This window comes from Brevundimonas sp. AVps7 (assembly GCF_058681545.1).
On the sequence record NZ_CM178742.1, the window covers coordinates 1313863 to 1330209 of the forward strand.

The following is a 16347-nucleotide window of genomic DNA, read 5'->3' on the forward strand; positions in this document are numbered from 1 at the left end:
AGGAACCGCCAGCAAGCGGCGCCGTTGTGCTGGCTCAATGGAGGGATTTCCCGTGAGCCAGTACGATCCGAATATCGACCCGAACGCCAAGATCGAGCGCATCGTCGTGACCGAGCCGGTCTATACCGAAACGGTCGTCGTTCGGCGCGAGTCGAGCGCCGGCTGGTGGATTGCAGGCGGTCTTGCTGCTGCAGTCCTCATTGCTGTGCTCTGGATCCTGGCTTCGGGCGGGCGCGACGAGGACACTGAAGTCCTTCTGGCTCAAGCCCAGGCGGACGCTGTGGCGGCCCAGGCGCGCGCCGACGAGGCCGTGGTCCAGGGCCAGATCGCCGGCGCCCAGCAGAGCGTCGACATCGCCCGGATGGACGCAGCCCGCGCCCAGGCCGAGGCGGCTCGCGCCACCAGCCAGGCGCGCTCCGACATCGCCCGCGCCGCCACCCAGCCGGCCCCGGTGATCATCACCGTCCCGGCCGCGCAGCCCGCCCCGACCTCGGGTTCGGCCGTGATCACGAGCACGACGCCGCAGAACTGATCCGACGCATCGCCCCTTCCCCAAAAGCGGGAGGGGGCGCTATGCGTGCGGCATGCGCCAGTCCTTCGACGAAACCACCTCGCCGTCCTTCGGGGCGAAACACCTTCCGCTCGTGCGCGCCGCCATGGCGCAGCAGGGGCTGGACGGATTCCTCGTCCCGCATGAGGACGAACATCAGAACGAATATCTGCCCGCCGCCAATGACCGGCTGGCTTGGCTGACCGGCTTCACCGGTTCGGCGGGCGCGGGCGTGGTGATGACCGACAGGGCCGCCGTCTTCGCAGACGGTCGCTACACCGTTCAGGTCCGGGCCCAGGTCGATGCGGCCCAGTTCGAAATCCTCGACCTCGTCGAGGGCGGGGTGCCGGCCTATCTGGAGCGCGCGCCCCAGGGCGCCGTGATCGGCTACGATCCGCGCCTGCACAGCCCCGACGCCCTGGCGACGCTGAAGCGTGCTGCCGCGAAAGCCGGGGCCAGTCTGAAACCGATCGACAGCAATCCGGTCGACGCCGCCTGGGCCGAGGCGCGCCCTGCGCAGCCGCAGGCGCCGGTCGTGCCGCACGAGGATCGCTATGCGGGCGAGACCAGCGCGTCGAAGAGGAAGCGGATCGGGGAAGCGGTGGCCGCCGCCGGAGCCGACGCCGTCGTCCTCACTGCGCCGTCGTCGATCGCCTGGCTGTTCAATGTGAGGGGCGGGGACGTCATTCGCTCGCCCCTGCCGCTGGCCCAGGCCATTCTGGCGGCGAACGGGACGGCGATGCTGTTCCTCGATCCGGCCAAGGTGACCAACGAACTGCCGGGCTGGCTCGGCGACGACGTCACCCTGGTGACCCCCGACACGCTCGGTCAGGCGCTGGAGGGGATGAAGGGGTTCAAGGTTCTGATCGATCCAGCCCAGTCCTCGGCCTGGTATTTCGACCGGCTGGATCTGGTCGGGGCGACCGTCGTTCGCGGCATGGACCCCTGCGCCCTGCCGCGCGCGGCCAAGAACGCAGTCGAGATCGAGGGCTCGCGTCAGGCCCATATTCGCGACGGCGCGGCGCTGTCGCGGTTCCTGCACTGGGTCGATACGGTGGCCCAGGTCGAACTGCCCGACGAGCGCGGGGTGGTCGAGGCGCTGGAGCGGTTCCGCGAGGAGACGGGCGCGCTGAAGGATCTCAGCTTCGACACCATCGCCGGGGTCGGGCCGAACGCCGCCCTGCCGCACTACAAGCCCGTCACGCGCACCCTCCGCAGGATGGAGCCGGGCTCGTTGCTGCTGGTCGACGGCGGCGGCCAGTATCTGGACGGCACCACCGACGTGACCCGGACCATGGCCATCGGCGAGCCTTCCGCCGACCAGCGTCGCATGTTCACCCTGGTGCTTAAGGCCCACATCGCCATGGCCGTGATCCGCTTCCCGGTCGGGACCAGCGGGCACCAGCTCGACGCGCTTGCCCGCGCGCCGATGTGGATGGCGGGCCACGACTACGATCACGGCACGGGCCATGGCGTCGGCTCCTACCTCGGCGTGCACGAGGGCCCGCAACGGATCGCCAAGGCGGTGAATACGCAGCCCCTGCTGACCGGCATGATCCTGTCCAACGAGCCCGGCTATTATCGCGAAGGCCACTGGGGCATCCGCATCGAGACCCTGCAGGTCGTCACGGCGCCCGAGCCGATCCCGGGCGGCGAACGGCCGATGCACGGCTTCGAACAACTGACCTTCGCGCCGCTGGACCGCAAGCTGATCGACGTGACCCTGCTGACTGCCGACGAGCGGGCCTATGTCGACGCCTATCACGCCGAGACGTGGGCCAAGGTCGGGCCGTTGCTCGAAGGCGAGGCGAAGGTCTGGCTTGAGGCTCAGTGCGCGCCCTTGAAATAAGGCCGAACGGCGCCCATCTGTGAGACGTCGCGGGTCGCCGCGGCTCCCTCACATTTCAGGAGACGCGCCATGAAGATGCGCAAGCTGGGTCGTTCGGGCCCTGAGGTTTCGGCTATCGGCCTCGGATGCATGGGGATGGCGTCCTTCTACGGCACGCCGTCGGACGAGACCCAGGCCACGGCGGTGATCCATCGCGCGCTGGAGCTGGGCGTCACCTTCTTCGACACGGCCGAGATGTACGGCCCCCACACCAACGAGATCCAGGTCGGCAAGGCGCTGGCCGACCGGCGCGACAAGGCCTTCGTCGCGACCAAGTTCGGCATCGGCTACAACGCCGACCGCACGGCCCTGAAGGTCGACGGATCGCCGGCCAATGTGCGTCGCGCGATCGAGGGCAGTCTGACGCGCCTCGGCATGGACCACGTCGATCTCTACTATCTGCACCGCGTCGATGCGGACACGCCGATCGAGGAGACCGTCGGGGCGATGGCCGAGCTGGTGAAGGAGGGCAAGGTCCGCTTCCTCGGCCTGTCCGAGGCCGCGCCGGAGACCATCCGTCGCGCCCATGCGACCCACCCGATCACGGCGTTGCAGACCGAATATTCGCTGTGGTCGCGCGAGCCGGAGGACGAAATCCTGGCGACCGTGCGCGAGCTGGGCATCGGCTTCGTGCCCTACAGCCCGCTGGGCCGCGGCTTCCTGTCCGGCGACATCAAGTCGATCGCCGACCTCGAGCCGGGCGATTTCCGCCTGTCCAACCCGCGCTTCCAGGGCGAGAATTTCCAGAAGAACCTGAACCTGGTCGAGGCGGTCAAGGGTATCGCTCACGACCGGGGCGTGACGGCGGCGCAGCTGGCCCTCGCCTGGGTGCTGGCCCAGGGCGACCACCTGGTCCCGATCCCCGGCACGCGCCGGATCGCGACGCTGGAGGACAATGCCGCGGCCGTGGACATCACCCTGACCGCCGAGGACATCGAGGCGATCGAGGCGGTGTTCCCGAAGGACGCGGCGTCCGGTCACAGGTATGCCGAGGCGGCCCGCAGCGCGCTGAACCGGTGAGACAATGTCCTTCTCCCGCAGGGGGAGAAGGATCACGAAATCAGCGCCAGCCATTCGTCCTCGGTGAGGACGGCGACGCCGTGCTTCTGGGCCTCGGCCAGTTTGGATCCCGCGCCCGGGCCGGCGACCAGGTAGTCGGTCTTCTTCGACACCGATCCGGACACCTTGGCGCCGAGGGTTTCGGCGCGCGCCTTGGCCTCGTCGCGGGTGAAGCGTTCGAGGGAACCGGTGAAGACGACGGTCTTGCCGGCGACGGGGGTGTCGGAGCTGGGCCGTTCGGCGTCCTCAATGGCCGTCAGTTCGGAGACGAGGGCCGAGACCACCTCGCGATTGTGCGGCTCGTGGAAGAATTCGGCGACGGCGCGGGCGGCGACGGGGCCGACTCCGGCGATCCCGGCGATCTCTCCCAGCGTCATCGACGGGCCTTCCTCGCGCGCGACGCGGGCCAGTTCGACGATGCCGGCCCAGTCGGTGACCAGCCCGGCCAGGGCCCGGCGGGCGGGCGTGGCGACGCCGGGGAAGGCGAGGGCCAGCTTCTGGTCCAGCGGCGCCTCGGGCCAGGGATCGGCGGGCGACAGCTGAGCGGCCGCCATGACCGCCAGGGTGCGGGCGGAGACGCCGTGGCCCTCGGCGAGCCGGGTCCATTCAGGCGAGGGGATGCCGGATGCGGCCTCCAGCGCGGCGGCGTGGAAGCTGTTCCAGTCACCGAAGTGACGGGCCAGAAGCAGCGAGGTCTGGTCGCCGATGTCGCGGATGCCGAGGCCGAACAGCAGCCGCTCCAGCGCGATCGTGCGGCGCGCGTCGATGCCGGCGACGAGGTTCTTCACGCTCAGCTCGCCGTAGCCGTCCTCGGCGCGCAGGGCGTCCAGCTTCCCGGCGTCGCGGGCCAGGCGGAAGATGTCGGCGGGCTCGTGGATCCAGCCGCGCTCATGGAAGGCGATCAGCTGTTTCTCGCCCAGACCCTCGATGTCGAAGGCGCGACGAGAGACGAAATGCTTGAGCCGTTCAACCAGCTGGGCGGCGCAGATCAGGCCGCCGGTGCAGCGCCGCCGGACCTCGCCCTCGGGCCGCACGGCCTCGGAGCCACAGACGGGGCAGTGGGTCGGGAAGACGTAGGGGACGGCGTCGGCGGGGCGTTTGTCGGCCACGACCGAGACGATCTGGGGGATGACGTCGCCGGCGCGTTGCAGGACCACGGTGTCGCCGATGCGAACGTCCTTGCGTTCGATCTCGTCCTCATTGTGCAGGGTGGCGTTGCGCACGACCACGCCGCCGACAGTGACGGGGGCCAGGCGGGCCACGGGGGTCAGGGAGCCGGTGCGGCCGACCTGGATGTCGATGCCCTCCAGCACCGTCGTCGCCTGCTGGGCCGGGAATTTGTGGGCGATGGCCCAGCGGGGACTGCGGGAGACGAAGCCCAGACGGGCCTGCCAGTCCAGCCGGTCGACCTTGTAGACCACGCCGTCGATGTCATAGCCGAGCTGGGCGCGGTCGGTTTCGAGGCCGTGGTAGATGCCGATCAGACCCTCGGCCCCCTCGACGCGGGTCGAGCGCGGGTTGACCGGGAAGCCCCAGCTTTCGAAGGCCTCCAGCGCCTGTCCTTGCGTCTCCGCGAACGGCTCGGAGGTCTCGCCCCAGGCATAGGCGAAGAAGCTCAGGGGGCGCCGGGCGGTCACGGTCGGGTCGATCTGGCGCAGCGATCCGGCGGAAAAATTGCGGGGGTTGGCGTAGGTGCGGCGACCGGCCGCCTCGGCCTCCGCATTGAAGGCGGCGAAGGCGTCATTGGGCGCATAGACCTCGCCCCGCACCTCGATCAGGGCGGGCCAGCCGGAGCCCTTCAGACGGTGTGGAATGTCGGCGATGGTCTTCAGGTTGGCGGTGATGTCCTCGCCCGCGCGGCCATCGCCGCGGGTCGCGCCCTGGACCAGAATACCGTTTTCATAGCGCAGGTTGGCGCTGAGACCGTCGATCTTGGGTTCGGCGACGAAGGCCACGACCTCGTCGGCGGGCAGGTTCAGGAAACGGCGGATGCGAGCGACGAAATCGGTGACGTCGCCGTCGTCGAAGGCGTTGTCGAGCGACAGCATCGGCACGCCGTGGCGGACCTCCGCGAACTGGCTCGAGACCGGTGCGCCGACCCTTCGCGACGGCGAATCCTCGCGGACCAGGGCAGGGAAGCGCGCCTCGATGGCGAGGTTGCGCAGGCGCAGGGCGTCGTAGTCGGCGTCGGAAATCTCGGGCGCGGCCTCGGCGTAGAGGGCGTCGTGGCGCGCCATCTCGGCGGCGAGCCGGGCCAGTTCCGCCTCGGCTTCGGGTGCAGTCAGGGATTCGACGGTCGGTTCGGCCATGGCATCCGTTTAGCACCGCGCGCGGTTGCGGCCAGCGGGGCGGATGACACGAATTTAACCGGACGCGAGGGCCGGAGGCGGCTATTCCGGGACAGACGCTTCCAGAGAGTTTCCATGTCCCGTTCCCTTCGCGCCGCCGCCCTGGCCTCCGTCGCCGCCCTGATTCTGTCCGGCTGTGCGGGCATGACGTCCGAGACCCCGCCAGCGGCCGAGACGCCTGTCGAAGCCCCCGCCGCCCCGTCCGTGAACTACGACCAGCTCATGGCCGATGTGCGCATCCTGTCGGCGGACGACATGGAGGGACGGGACACGGGCGCGCCCGGCGGTGAGCGCGCGCGGGCCTATATCGTGTCGCGGCTGGAGGCGCTCGGCGTCGCCGCCCCGCCGATGGGCCGGCTGCAGCCGTTCGAGGCGCAGGGCCGCACGCGCGAGGGACCCAAGACCTTCAACGGCGTCAATGTGCTGGGGTTGATCGAGGGCACTCGGGTTCCGGATCGCTACATCGTCATCACCGCCCACTACGATCACGTCGGCATGAACGGCGGCCAGATCTACAACGGCGCCGACGACAACGCCTCGGGCGTCGCGACGATGCTGGAGGTCGCCGCCCGCCTGCAGGCCGCCAGGCCCGAGCACAGCGTGATCTTCGTGGGCTTCGACGGCGAAGAGCGGGGCCTGCTGGGCGCCAAGCATTTCGTCCAGGCGCCGCCAGTGCCGCTGTCGTCCATCGCCATGAACCTGAACTTCGACATGATCGCCCGCGCCGAGACTGACGGGAAGCTGTGGGTCACCGGCACCTATCAGCACCCGACTTTCCGGCCGATTCTGGAGACCATCCCGGCGAACGGTTCGGTGGCCCTGGCCTTCGGCAAGGACACGCCGCAGGACACCGGGGCGGACAACTGGGTCGAGGCCTCGGACCAGGGCGCCTTCTTCAACGCCCAGGTGCCGTTCCTGTATCTGGGCGTGAACTACCACCCCGACTATCACCGCCCGTCGGACGATTTTGAGCGGATCACGCCGTCGGTGTTCCAGAGCGCGGTCGAACTGTCGTACTCGGCGTTCCGGGCGCTGGATCAGGGTCTGGACCGCTGATCGCAGGCGATTTTCACTTGCAAAGATAGGTGTTGCGCCTGGCCGCGTATCGGCGCTTCGGTCTTCGGATAACCGAGGGGGCTTGGAAGCGGCTATGACGACGGTGACTACCGACGCGTTCGATCTTCAGCGTATCCAGAAGATCCGGAAATGGGCCATCGGCCTGTCTCTGCTGGCGGTGGTGGTGTTGGCCATGTTCACCGCCACCTGGTGGGGCGACGGTCCGACCCATGAAGCCGTCGAATCGGTCGGCCTGGGCGCCATCGTGCTCAGCATCGTCGGACGCGCCTGGTGTTCGCTCTATATCGGCGGGCGCAAGAAGCAGGAGGTGGTCTCCACCGGACCGTATTCGCTGAGCAGAAACCCGCTTTATGTCTTCAGCTACGCCGGAGCCTTCGGGGTCGGCGCCCAGACCGGCAGCATGGTGATCGCCGCCCTGTTCGTGCTGATCGCCGTCGTCGTCTTCCACTTCACGATCGAGAAGGAGGAAGCGTGGCTGACCGCCGAGTTCGGCGACACCTACAAGGCCTATATGGCGCGCACGCCCCGCTGTGGCCCCGACTTTTCGAAATGGCGCGACGAAGAGGATCTCAGCATCAAGCCGCGCTTCTTCCTGACGACGATTCGCGATGGACTGGTCTTCCTTCTGGCCATTCCGGTCTTCGAAGCCGTGGACATGGCCCAGGCCGCCGGCTGGCTGCCGATCCTGCTGCACCTGCCCTGACGGACGAAATCTGATCCGCAGGGTGGGCGGCTGGACGGCGCCCGCGTCACGTGGTCCTGTCGGCGCGGACACGGAGACCCTTGGGCGATGCGGACGATCATTCTCCTGACGACGGCGACCCTGGCGCTGGCCGGCTGCGACCTGTTGAATACGCCTTCGAAGCCGACCGCGCCGGGCGGGGAGACGCCCGCAACCGCGCCCGTCAGCGGCGGCGCCTTCGCCCACAGCCAGAGCGAAGACCTGTCCGGCTATTACCAGGTGGGCGAGGCCCAGGTCGGTCCGGGCGACTACTCGCTGATGCATCTGTTCGTCGGTCAGGCGCAGGAGTTCGCCGACTGGGAGGAGGGCAAGCGGTCCGCGACCTTCGCCCCCGTGATGCTGGAGTTCCTCGTCCCCGGCGAGACGACCGAGCGGGTCCTGCCTGACAGCTATTCGGTCAGCGACGGCCGGATCCGCATGACGGGGACCAGTTCGAACGGCGACCGCATCAGCTTCGACGGTCAGTTGAACGCCGGGACCCTGGCGACCGCGCGCCGCAATCTGGGCGGGTCGGAGGAGCCGGCGATCACGGCGACCATCCGGATCGGCGACCAGAGCTTCTCGGGCGTGAAGCTGAACTGGTACGGCGGCGACTGACGGATACGAAAAAGGCGGCCCGCGAAGGCCGCCTTTCCGAAAGTCCTAGTTGACCGTCGCCTTGACGATCTTGCCCGGTGCGCGGGGCGGCTCGCCCTTGGGCAGGGCGTCGACGTGGTCCATGCCTTCGATCACTTCGCCCCAGACCGTGTACTGGCGGTCCAGGAAGGTGGCGTCGTCCAGGCAGATGAAGAACTGCGAGTTGGCCGTGTCGGGCTGGTTCGTCCGGGCCATCGAGCAGACGCCGCGCACGTGGGGCTCCGACGAGAACTCGGCCTTCAGGTTCGGCTTCTTGGAGCCCGAGGTGCCGGTGCCGGTCGGATCGCCGCCCTGGGCCATGAAGCCCGGGATCACGCGGTGGAAGACGACGCCATCGTAGAAGCCTTCGCTCGCCAGCTCGGTGATGCGGGCCACGTGGCCGGGCGCCAGGTCGGGGCGCAGCTTGATGACGACGTCACCGGTGTCGAGGGTCAGGGTCAGGGTCTGGTCGGCCATGTGGCGCTCCATTTTCGGATGATTGGCGGGGGTCATAGCCGCTGAGGGCCGTGGGCGCTATGTGGGAGCGATGAGTGACGACGAAAAGCCCACATCCGCGCCTGTCGAACCCGCGCGCCGCCGCATGGTCCGTCCGCCCACCGGCGGCACGGCCGCCGGCCGGAGCATGGGCGGCAAGATCAAGACGGCCGAGAAGAAGTCGATCTCGTCGATCGAATGGATCAAGCGCCAGCTGGCCGATCCCTGGTCCGAGAAGGCGCGCGCCGAGGGCTGGCGCAGCCGGGCTGCGTTCAAATTCTCGGAGATCGACGACCGTTTCCGGCTGGTGAAGAGGGGTTCCCGGGTCATCGACCTGGGCGCCGCGCCCGGCGGCTGGATCCAGGTCTGCGTCAATCGGGGCGCGACGTCTGTGGTCGGCGTCGACCTTTTGCCGATCGAACCGATCCCCGGGTCGATCCTGATCCAGGCCGATTTCACCGCGCCCGGCGTGGACCAGCAGCTGATCGACGCCCTCGGCGGGCCGCCGGACCTGGTGCTGTCGGACATGGCGCACAACACGGTCGGGCATCGCCAGACGGATCACCTGAAGATCATCGCCCTGATCGAGATCGCGTCGGAGTTCGCGATCCGGACGCTGAGGCCCGGCGGACATTTCGTGACCAAGAACTTCCAGGGCGGGGACGCGGGCCATGTGCTGGCCGACCTGCGCGCGAACTTCCAGGACGTGAAATACGTCAAGCCCGCCGCCAGCCGTAAGGGCTCGTCGGAGGTCTATCTGGTGGCGTTGAACAAGAAGTGAGCCAGGCCGGGGCCCGCGCGGCCTTGGCCATACAGGCGGCCGTCCGCACGGCGCCTGGTACCAGTGGATGGCCTGATCAGGCGGTCCGGGGCGCCCGGCGGGCTTCGCGGACCGTCCAGATGCGGTCGTGGATGGCGAAGAAGACCATCTGGACCAGAGGCTCGACGACGCCGATGGCCAGGGCCGTGCGCCAGTCCTGGGTGATCGCGTAGGCCACGGCCACGGCGACCGCGAAATGCATCAGGCCATAGGTCAGCGTCTTCGCGGCGATCTTCTTCAGCGACGGCAGGCCGTGGGTGTGGCCGTGGTGGGCGCGGGTCCGGGCCTGTTCCTCGGCGTCCATGACGTTCAGGCGGGCGGTGAAGGCCTCGGCCGTCTCCTCGATCGGACTGCCCATGCGGCGATGCTCGATCCGGTGCCAGACCCGGTCGTGGAAGGAATAGGCGATGGTCTGGAAGAAGGGTTCGACCACGCCGATGGCCAGGGCCATGCGCCAGTCGCGAGTGATGGCGAAGGCCACCAGCATGGCGACGACGAGGTGCATCACGCCGTAGGAGGCGATCTTGAGCGCGAGGCTCCGCACGGATCGGGCGAGATTGACGACCATCAGGTCCTTAAATGTTAGCTTTGGCTGAAAGTTTCAAGCGCCGCTGAAAAAAGTTACGAATGTGGCGAAGCGTCGGATGCAGGTCGTCACGGTTGACTTCGCACCCGCGAAAGAGGATAGGCGGCCCGCAAAACGGAGACTCCCATGGAGATTCGCGAAGGGCTCACCTTCGACGATGTTTTGCTTGAACCCGGTCCGTCAGAGATCATGCCCGCAGACGCGGACGTCTCGACCCGGCTCACTCGCGACATCAGGCTGAACATCCCGCTGACCTCGTCCGCGATGGACACGGTCACCGAGAGCCGGCTGGCTATCGCCATGGCCCAGGCCGGCGGTCTGGGCATCCTCCACCGCAATATGACGGTGCAGCAGCAGGCCGATCAGGTCCGCGCCGTGAAGCGGTACGAGAGCGGCATGGTCATCAATCCGGTGACGATCCGCCCCGAAACCACGCTCGGTGAAGTTCGCCAGATCGTGGCGGCGCGGAAGATCTCGGGCTTCCCGGTGGTGGACGCCAGCGGCAAGCTGGTCGGCATCCTGACCAACCGCGATATGCGGTTCGACACGGATCCGAGCCACACCGCCGACCAGCTGATGACCACGGGCGAACTGGTCACGGTTCGCGAGGGGGCTTCGAAGGAAGAGGCGCGCGAGCTTCTGCGCACCCGCAAGATCGAGCGGGTCATCGTCGTGGACGAGGATTATCGCGCCACCGGCCTGATCACGATGAAGGACATCGAGAAGGCCCAGGCCCATCCCCACGCCGCCAAGGACGATCAGGGTCGTCTGCTGGTCGGGGCAGCCTCGACCGTCGGAGACGCCGGCTACGAGCGGGCCATGGCCCTCGCCGACGCGGGCTGCGACGTGGTGGTCATCGACACCGCCCACGGCCACTCGGCCCAGGTTTCGCGCGTCGTCGAGCGCATCAAGCGCGAGAACAACCGGCTCCAGATCATCGCCGGCAACATCGCCACCTATGACGCCGCCAGGGCCCTGATCGATGCGGGCGCCGATGCGATCAAGGTCGGCATCGGTCCCGGCAGCATCTGCACGACCCGCATCGTCGCGGGCGTCGGCGTGCCTCAGCTGACCGCCATCATCGACGCCGTCCGGGCGGCCAAGGCCTCGGGCGCGCCGGTCATCGCCGACGGCGGGATCAAATATTCTGGCGATCTGGCCAAGGCCATCGCGGCCGGCGCCTCGGTCGCCATGATGGGCTCGATGTTCGCGGGTACCGACGAAAGCCCCGGCGAGGTCTTCCTGTACCAGGGCCGCAGCTACAAGTCTTACCGCGGCATGGGCTCGGTGGGCGCGATGGGCGCGGGTTCGGCCGACCGCTACTTCCAGAAGGAAGTCGAGGACACCCAGAAGCTGGTGCCCGAGGGCATCGAGGGCCAGACCCCCTACAAGGGGCCGATCGCCCCGGTGCTGCACCAGATGGTGGGGGGGCTGCGCGCCGCCATGGGCTATGTCGGCGCCGCCACCATCGCCGACTTCCAGGAGCGGGCGCGGTTCGTCCGGATCACCGGCGCCGGCCTGCGCGAAAGCCATGTCCACGATGTGATGATCACGCGCGAGGCGCCGAACTATCGGCAGGGGTAGCAGATGTTCAACATGACGCCCGAACTGACCTATGCGGCCCTGGCCATCCTGCTGGCGGTGGTGCAGATCTTCCTGCCCGCCACCGGCCGGACGCTGCAGCACGGGCCGAAATGGAACGCCGGGCCCCGCGACGCCGCCGTGCCGCCGTCCAATGTGATCACCGGCCGTCTCGAGCGGGCCCAGGCCAATCTGTACGAAACCCTGCCGCTCTTCCTCGGCGCCGTGCTGATCGCCCATGTTGCGGGTGAGGACGGATTTCTGACGTACTGGGGCGCTACGCTCTATTTCTGGGCTCGCGTCGTCTATGTGCCCCTGTACGCCTTCGGCGTGACGGGCATTCGCAGCCTGGCCTTCCTCACATCGCTCGCCGGTCTCCTGATGATCGTCGCCGCCCTGTTCATCTGAAAGTTTAAGTGACCCCAGCCGCTCGTCTCGCCTCCGCCGCCGCCATCATCGACCGCATCACTGCGGGCAAGGCCCCGGCCGAGGCCGTTCTGAAGACCTGGGGGACCGAAAACCGCTACGCCGGCTCCAGGGACCGCCGCGCCATCGCCGATCAGGTCTACAAGGTCCTGCGCGCGCGGGGCCGTCTGGTCTGGGCCATGGGCGGGCGCGAGGACGGTCGCGCCCTGATCATCGGCGCGCTGAGCCTGATCGACGGTCTGTCGCTTGAGGAGATCGAGGCCCTGCACTCCGGCGACGGATACGGCCCCAAGCCCCTGTCGAAACAGGAACGCAGCCGCATCAGCCTGACCGACGACGGGGCGCCCGCCTGGGCGCTCGCCGGCCTGCCCGAGTTCGTGGTCGACGACTTCAAGAACACCTTCGGCGACCGCTGGGCCGAGGAGGCTGCGGGCCTGATGCTGCCGCGCGCCCCGATCGATCTGCGGGTCAACCTGGCCAAGGCCACGGTGGCCGAGGTCGAGGCCGAACTGCGCGAAGCCGGCCTGTCGCCGCAACGCACGCCCTGGTCCGCGACCGGCCTGCGCCTCCAGTCCGAGCCGCCGCCGAACGTCCAGGCGCTTGAGGCCTTCAAACAGGGCCGCATGGAGATCCAGGACGAGGGCAGCCAGATCACCTGCTGGCTTGCGGGCGTCCGGCCCGGCATGACCGTCGTCGACTATTGCGCCGGGGGCGGAGGCAAGACCCTGGGTCTGGCCATGCAGGGGCTGGCCGTCGGCGCCTCGCGCGTCGAAGCCGCGCCGCCCGAGCCCGAACGCATCTGGACGCCGACCGGCTGGGTCGATGCGCCCAAGGCCAGGGCCAAACCCGCAACCATCGCCAAGGCCGAGGGCCGGCTGATCGCCTGCGACGTGGTGCAGAAGCGGCTCGACAACATCCGGCCCCGGCTGGCGCGCGCGGGCGTCGAGGCCGAGCTGATCCATCTCGGTCCCAACGGCGGCGGGGTCGAGGACATCGTCGGCATCGCCGATGTTGTCTTCGTCGACGCGCCCTGCACCGGCTCCGGCACCTGGCGTCGCCGCCCCGAGGACGCCTGGCGTCTGAAGCCCGAAGAAGTCGACCGCATGCACTCGCTGCAGATCGCCATCCTGGCCCGCGCGGCCAAGCTGGTGAAACCAGGCGGGCGTCTGGTCTATGTCACCTGCTCGATGCTGCGGGTCGAGAACGAGGCGACCCTGGACCACTTCGAGGAAGATCATCCGTCGTTCGCGCCGGTCGCGATCACCGAAGGCCTGTCATCGTCTGGCTTCACCGACGCGGGTCGCAACAAGCTGGCCGAGCTCGCCAACGGCGGTCACCGCCTGCGTCTGTCCCCGGCTACCACCGACACCGACGGCTTCTTCGCCGCGATCTACGAACGGACCGCCTGATGCTGAACTCCCGCTTGCTGCTCGGTCTGGCCGTCTTCGTCCTTTGCGCTGCGCCGGCCATCGCCCAGAGCGACGACGAGATCGATGCCCGACTGTCGGCTCGCTACGACCGCTGCCTGAACGTCGCCGAGACCACGGTCGAGATGGTCAAGTGCAACACCGATGAACTGGTCGGTCGCGACGCCGAACTGAATCGCGCCTATCGCGCACTCATGGCCCAATCCAGCGCCACGGCCGCCGCCGGCTTCCGTCGCTCGCAGCGGGCATGGCTGTCCACGCGCGACAGCGACTGCGCCGCCGAGGCGGGGCAGGGGACGATCGCCCGCATCAACATGGCCGAATGCGTCCTGCGCAAGACCGTGGAACGCACCCTGTGGCTTGAGGCGAGACTCGGTTGAGCGCTGAGGCGACCACGCCCTGGGACCTGACGGCTTTCGGCCCGCTGACAGCCCTGTGCGTCATGGCGGCGCACGCCGAATACGGCCCGGCGCTGCGGGCGCGGATCCGGCCCCTGATCACAGGCGTCGGCCCTGTCGAGGCGGCGGTCGAGACCACGGTCGCCCTGGCGATGCTGGAGCGGGAAGGGCGGTTGCCCGACCTGATCCTGTCGCTCGGTTCGGCGGGATCGCAGACATTGCAGCACGGCCGCGTCTACTGGGTGGATGAGGTCGCCTATCGCGACATGGACGCCTCGGCGATCGGCTTCGCCAAGGGCGTCACCCCCTTCCTCGACGAACCCGCTGTCCTGACGCTCGCCAGCGGCCCGGCAGGCCAGCCCTATGCCCGCCTCGCCACAGGCGGAAGCGTCGTCACCGGCGAGGCCTATGACGACATCGACGCCGACATGGTGGACATGGAGACCTATGCCGTCGTCCGCGCCGCTGCGAAGTTCGGCGTGCCGGTCATGGGCCTCCGCGGGATTTCGGACGGCAAGGCCGACCTGACCGGCCTGTCCGACTGGACCGACACGCTCGCGGTGATCGACGAGGGTCTGGCCGAGGCGCTGGACCTGTTGAAAGCCGAATTCGAACGCCTGACCGCCGATCCCATGGAGACCGCATGACCGCCGCAACGACTGATCACCAGAAGGTCCTCATCGTCGATTTCGGCAGCCAGGTGACGCAGCTGATCGCGCGCCGCCTGCGCGAAGCCAGCGTCTATTGCGAGATCCATCCCTATGCGAAGGCGGAGGCGGCGCTGGCGGCGCTGAAGCCGGCGGCGATCATCCTGTCGGGCGGTCCCGAAAGCGTCCACGAAGAGGGAAGTCCCCGCGCGCCCCAGGCCGTGTTCGAGGCCGGGGTGCCGGTGCTGGGCATCTGTTACGGCGAGATGACCATGTGCGAACAGCTGGGCGGCAAGGTCGAGGGCGGCCACACCCGCGAGTTCGGCCGCGCCGAGATCACCGTCGCCAGATCCTCGCCCCTGCTGGCCGGCCTGGCCCCGGTCGGCGAGGACGAGACCGTCTGGATGAGCCACGGCGACAAGATCGTCGCCATCCCGGAAGGCTTCGACGTCGTCGCGACCTCGGCCGGCTCGCCCTATGCCGTCATCGCCGACGAGACCCGCCGCTTCTACGGCGTCCAGTTCCATCCGGAGGTGATGCACACCCCGCGCGGGGCGACCATGCTGAAGAACTTCACCCACGGCATTGCCGGGCTGAAGGGCGACTGGACCATGGCCGCCTATCGCGATGAGAAGATCGCCCAGATCCGCGAACAGGTCGGCTCGGCCAAGGTGATCTGCGGTCTATCCGGCGGCGTGGACTCCTCGGTGGCCGCCGTCCTGATCCACGAGGCCATCGGCGACCAGCTGACCTGCGTCTTTGTGGACACCGGACTGTTGCGCAAGGACGAGGCGACCCAGGTCACGAACCTCTTCAGGGAACATTACAACATCCCCCTGATCCACGTTGATGCGTCGAAGGAATTCCTCGGCGAGCTGGCGGGTCAGTCAGACCCCGAGACCAAGCGCAAGACCATCGGCCGCGTCTTCATCGAGATCTTCGACCGCGAGGCCAGCAAGATCGAAGGAGCCGAATTCCTCGCCCAGGGCACCCTCTACCCCGACGTGATCGAGAGCGTGTCGTCCTCCAGCGGCAAGGCCCACGTCATCAAGAGCCACCACAACGTCGGGGGCCTGCCCGACTATATGAAGCTCAAGCTCGTCGAGCCTCTGCGCGAACTGTTCAAGGATGAGGTCCGTGCGCTCGGCCGCGAGCTCGGGCTTACGGATGCGTTCGTAGGACGCCACCCGTTCCCCGGACCGGGCCTGGCCATCCGCATCCCCGGCGAGATCACCCCCGAGGCCGTCGAGACCCTGCAACAGGCCGACGCGATCTATCTGGACGAGATCCGCAAGGCCGGTCTCTACGACAAGATCTGGCAGGCCTTCGCCGTCCTGCTGCCGGTCAAGACCGTCGGCGTCATGGGCGATGCGCGCACCTACGAAAAGGTGCTGGCCCTGCGCGCCGTGTCTTCCACCGACGGGATGACCGCCGACTTCTTCGAGTTCCCCTGGGACGTGCTGGGCAAGTGCGCGACGCGGATCGTCAACGAGGTCCGGGGCGTCAATCGCGTGGTCTATGACGTGACGTCGAAGCCGCCGGGCACGATCGAGTGGGAATGATTTACGGCCTCCCGAGCCGGGTCCTGAGGGCCTTCACCCCGGCAAGGCCTGGATCCGCGTAGTCAGGAGTCTCCGATCGACCCGCGACAGGACGCCTGGAGCGTCCCGACCTTGATCTGGCTCAAA

General features: G+C 68.3%; 16 protein-coding genes. 13 read left to right on the top strand and 3 right to left on the bottom strand.

The features are described from left to right. Positions 1–52 precede the first annotated feature (52 nt). The 3 genes from ACW17Y_RS06355 to ACW17Y_RS06365 all read left to right on the top strand — a co-directional run bounded on the left by ACW17Y_RS06355 (position 53) and on the right by ACW17Y_RS06365 (position 3458). On the top strand, positions 53–532 hold the full coding sequence (locus tag ACW17Y_RS06355; RefSeq protein WP_492037924.1) for a hypothetical protein: 480 nt from the start codon (positions 53–55) through the stop codon (positions 530–532). Between the two features lie 52 nt (positions 533–584). After that, positions 585–2399, top strand: a complete 1815-nt coding sequence (locus ACW17Y_RS06360; protein WP_492037925.1) for an aminopeptidase P family protein — start codon at positions 585–587, stop codon at positions 2397–2399. Positions 2400–2468: 69 nt separating this feature from the next. Next, complete coding sequence (locus ACW17Y_RS06365) at positions 2469–3458, top strand: aldo/keto reductase (protein WP_492037926.1); 990 nt, start codon at positions 2469–2471, stop codon at positions 3456–3458. A gap of 32 nt (positions 3459–3490) precedes the next feature. Here ACW17Y_RS06365 and ligA read toward each other — a convergent pair whose 3' ends face one another. Further along, entirely contained in the window at positions 3491–5806 is a 2316-nt protein-coding gene (gene ligA / locus ACW17Y_RS06370) for an NAD-dependent DNA ligase LigA (RefSeq protein WP_492037927.1), read from the bottom strand. Between the two features lie 114 nt (positions 5807–5920). On the opposite strand from ligA, the gene ACW17Y_RS06375 reads away from it, so the two are divergent. The 3 genes from ACW17Y_RS06375 to ACW17Y_RS06385 all read left to right on the top strand — a co-directional run bounded on the left by ACW17Y_RS06375 (position 5921) and on the right by ACW17Y_RS06385 (position 8261). Then, the gene (locus tag ACW17Y_RS06375) at positions 5921–6901 is read left to right on the top strand and encodes a M20/M25/M40 family metallo-hydrolase (RefSeq protein ID WP_492037928.1); all 981 of its coding nucleotides are present in this window, start codon (positions 5921–5923) and stop codon (positions 6899–6901) included. Positions 6902–6995: 94 nt separating this feature from the next. After that, positions 6996–7625, top strand: a complete 630-nt coding sequence (locus ACW17Y_RS06380; protein WP_492037929.1) for a methyltransferase family protein — start codon at positions 6996–6998, stop codon at positions 7623–7625. Between the two features lie 87 nt (positions 7626–7712). Then, complete coding sequence (locus ACW17Y_RS06385) at positions 7713–8261, top strand: hypothetical protein (RefSeq protein WP_492037930.1); 549 nt, start codon at positions 7713–7715, stop codon at positions 8259–8261. A 45-nt stretch (positions 8262–8306) separates the two neighbouring features. On the opposite strand, the gene ACW17Y_RS06390 is transcribed toward ACW17Y_RS06385, so the two are convergent. Continuing rightward, positions 8307–8756, bottom strand: a complete 450-nt coding sequence (locus ACW17Y_RS06390; protein ID WP_409013080.1) for a peptidylprolyl isomerase — start codon at positions 8754–8756, stop codon at positions 8307–8309. 70 nt (positions 8757–8826) lie between these two features. On the opposite strand from ACW17Y_RS06390, the gene ACW17Y_RS06395 reads away from it, so the two are divergent. Then, positions 8827–9555, top strand: a complete 729-nt coding sequence (locus tag ACW17Y_RS06395) for an RlmE family RNA methyltransferase (RefSeq protein WP_492037931.1) — start codon at positions 8827–8829, stop codon at positions 9553–9555. A 76-nt stretch (positions 9556–9631) separates the two neighbouring features. Here ACW17Y_RS06395 and ACW17Y_RS06400 read toward each other — a convergent pair whose 3' ends face one another. Continuing rightward, positions 9632–10162, bottom strand: coding sequence for a DUF2061 domain-containing protein (locus tag ACW17Y_RS06400; protein ID WP_492037932.1), 531 nt, complete (start codon positions 10160–10162; stop codon positions 9632–9634). Positions 10163–10306: 144 nt separating this feature from the next. Here ACW17Y_RS06400 and guaB point away from each other — a divergent pair, with 144 nt between their 5' ends. Genes guaB through guaA form a run of 6 tightly spaced genes read left to right on the top strand, consistent with a single transcriptional unit; the run spans position 10307 to position 16221 of the window. Further along, the gene (gene guaB / locus ACW17Y_RS06405; protein ID WP_492037933.1) at positions 10307–11764 is read left to right on the top strand and encodes an IMP dehydrogenase; all 1458 of its coding nucleotides are present in this window, start codon (positions 10307–10309) and stop codon (positions 11762–11764) included. Between the two features lie 3 nt (positions 11765–11767). Beyond that, a complete protein-coding gene (locus ACW17Y_RS06410; RefSeq protein WP_492037934.1) occupies positions 11768–12169 on the top strand; it encodes an MAPEG family protein in 402 nt (133 codons plus the stop codon). 8 nt (positions 12170–12177) lie between these two features. Then, positions 12178–13596 carry an RsmB/NOP family class I SAM-dependent RNA methyltransferase gene (locus tag ACW17Y_RS06415; RefSeq protein WP_492037935.1) on the top strand — a complete coding sequence of 473 codons (1419 nt, stop codon included), beginning with the start codon at positions 12178–12180 and terminating at the stop codon, positions 13594–13596. Then, a complete protein-coding gene (locus ACW17Y_RS06420) occupies positions 13596–13994 on the top strand; it encodes a lysozyme inhibitor LprI family protein (protein ID WP_492037936.1) in 399 nt (132 codons plus the stop codon). The genes ACW17Y_RS06415 and ACW17Y_RS06420 overlap by 1 nt, the downstream gene beginning before the upstream one ends. Beyond that, a complete protein-coding gene (locus tag ACW17Y_RS06425) occupies positions 13991–14659 on the top strand; it encodes a 5'-methylthioadenosine/S-adenosylhomocysteine nucleosidase (RefSeq protein ID WP_492037937.1) in 669 nt (222 codons plus the stop codon). Before ACW17Y_RS06420 ends, ACW17Y_RS06425 begins: the two co-directional genes overlap by 4 nt. Then, positions 14656–16221, top strand: coding sequence for a glutamine-hydrolyzing GMP synthase (gene guaA / locus ACW17Y_RS06430; protein ID WP_492037938.1), 1566 nt, complete (start codon positions 14656–14658; stop codon positions 16219–16221). Before ACW17Y_RS06425 ends, guaA begins: the two co-directional genes overlap by 4 nt. The last annotated feature ends 126 nt before the right edge of the window (positions 16222–16347 follow it).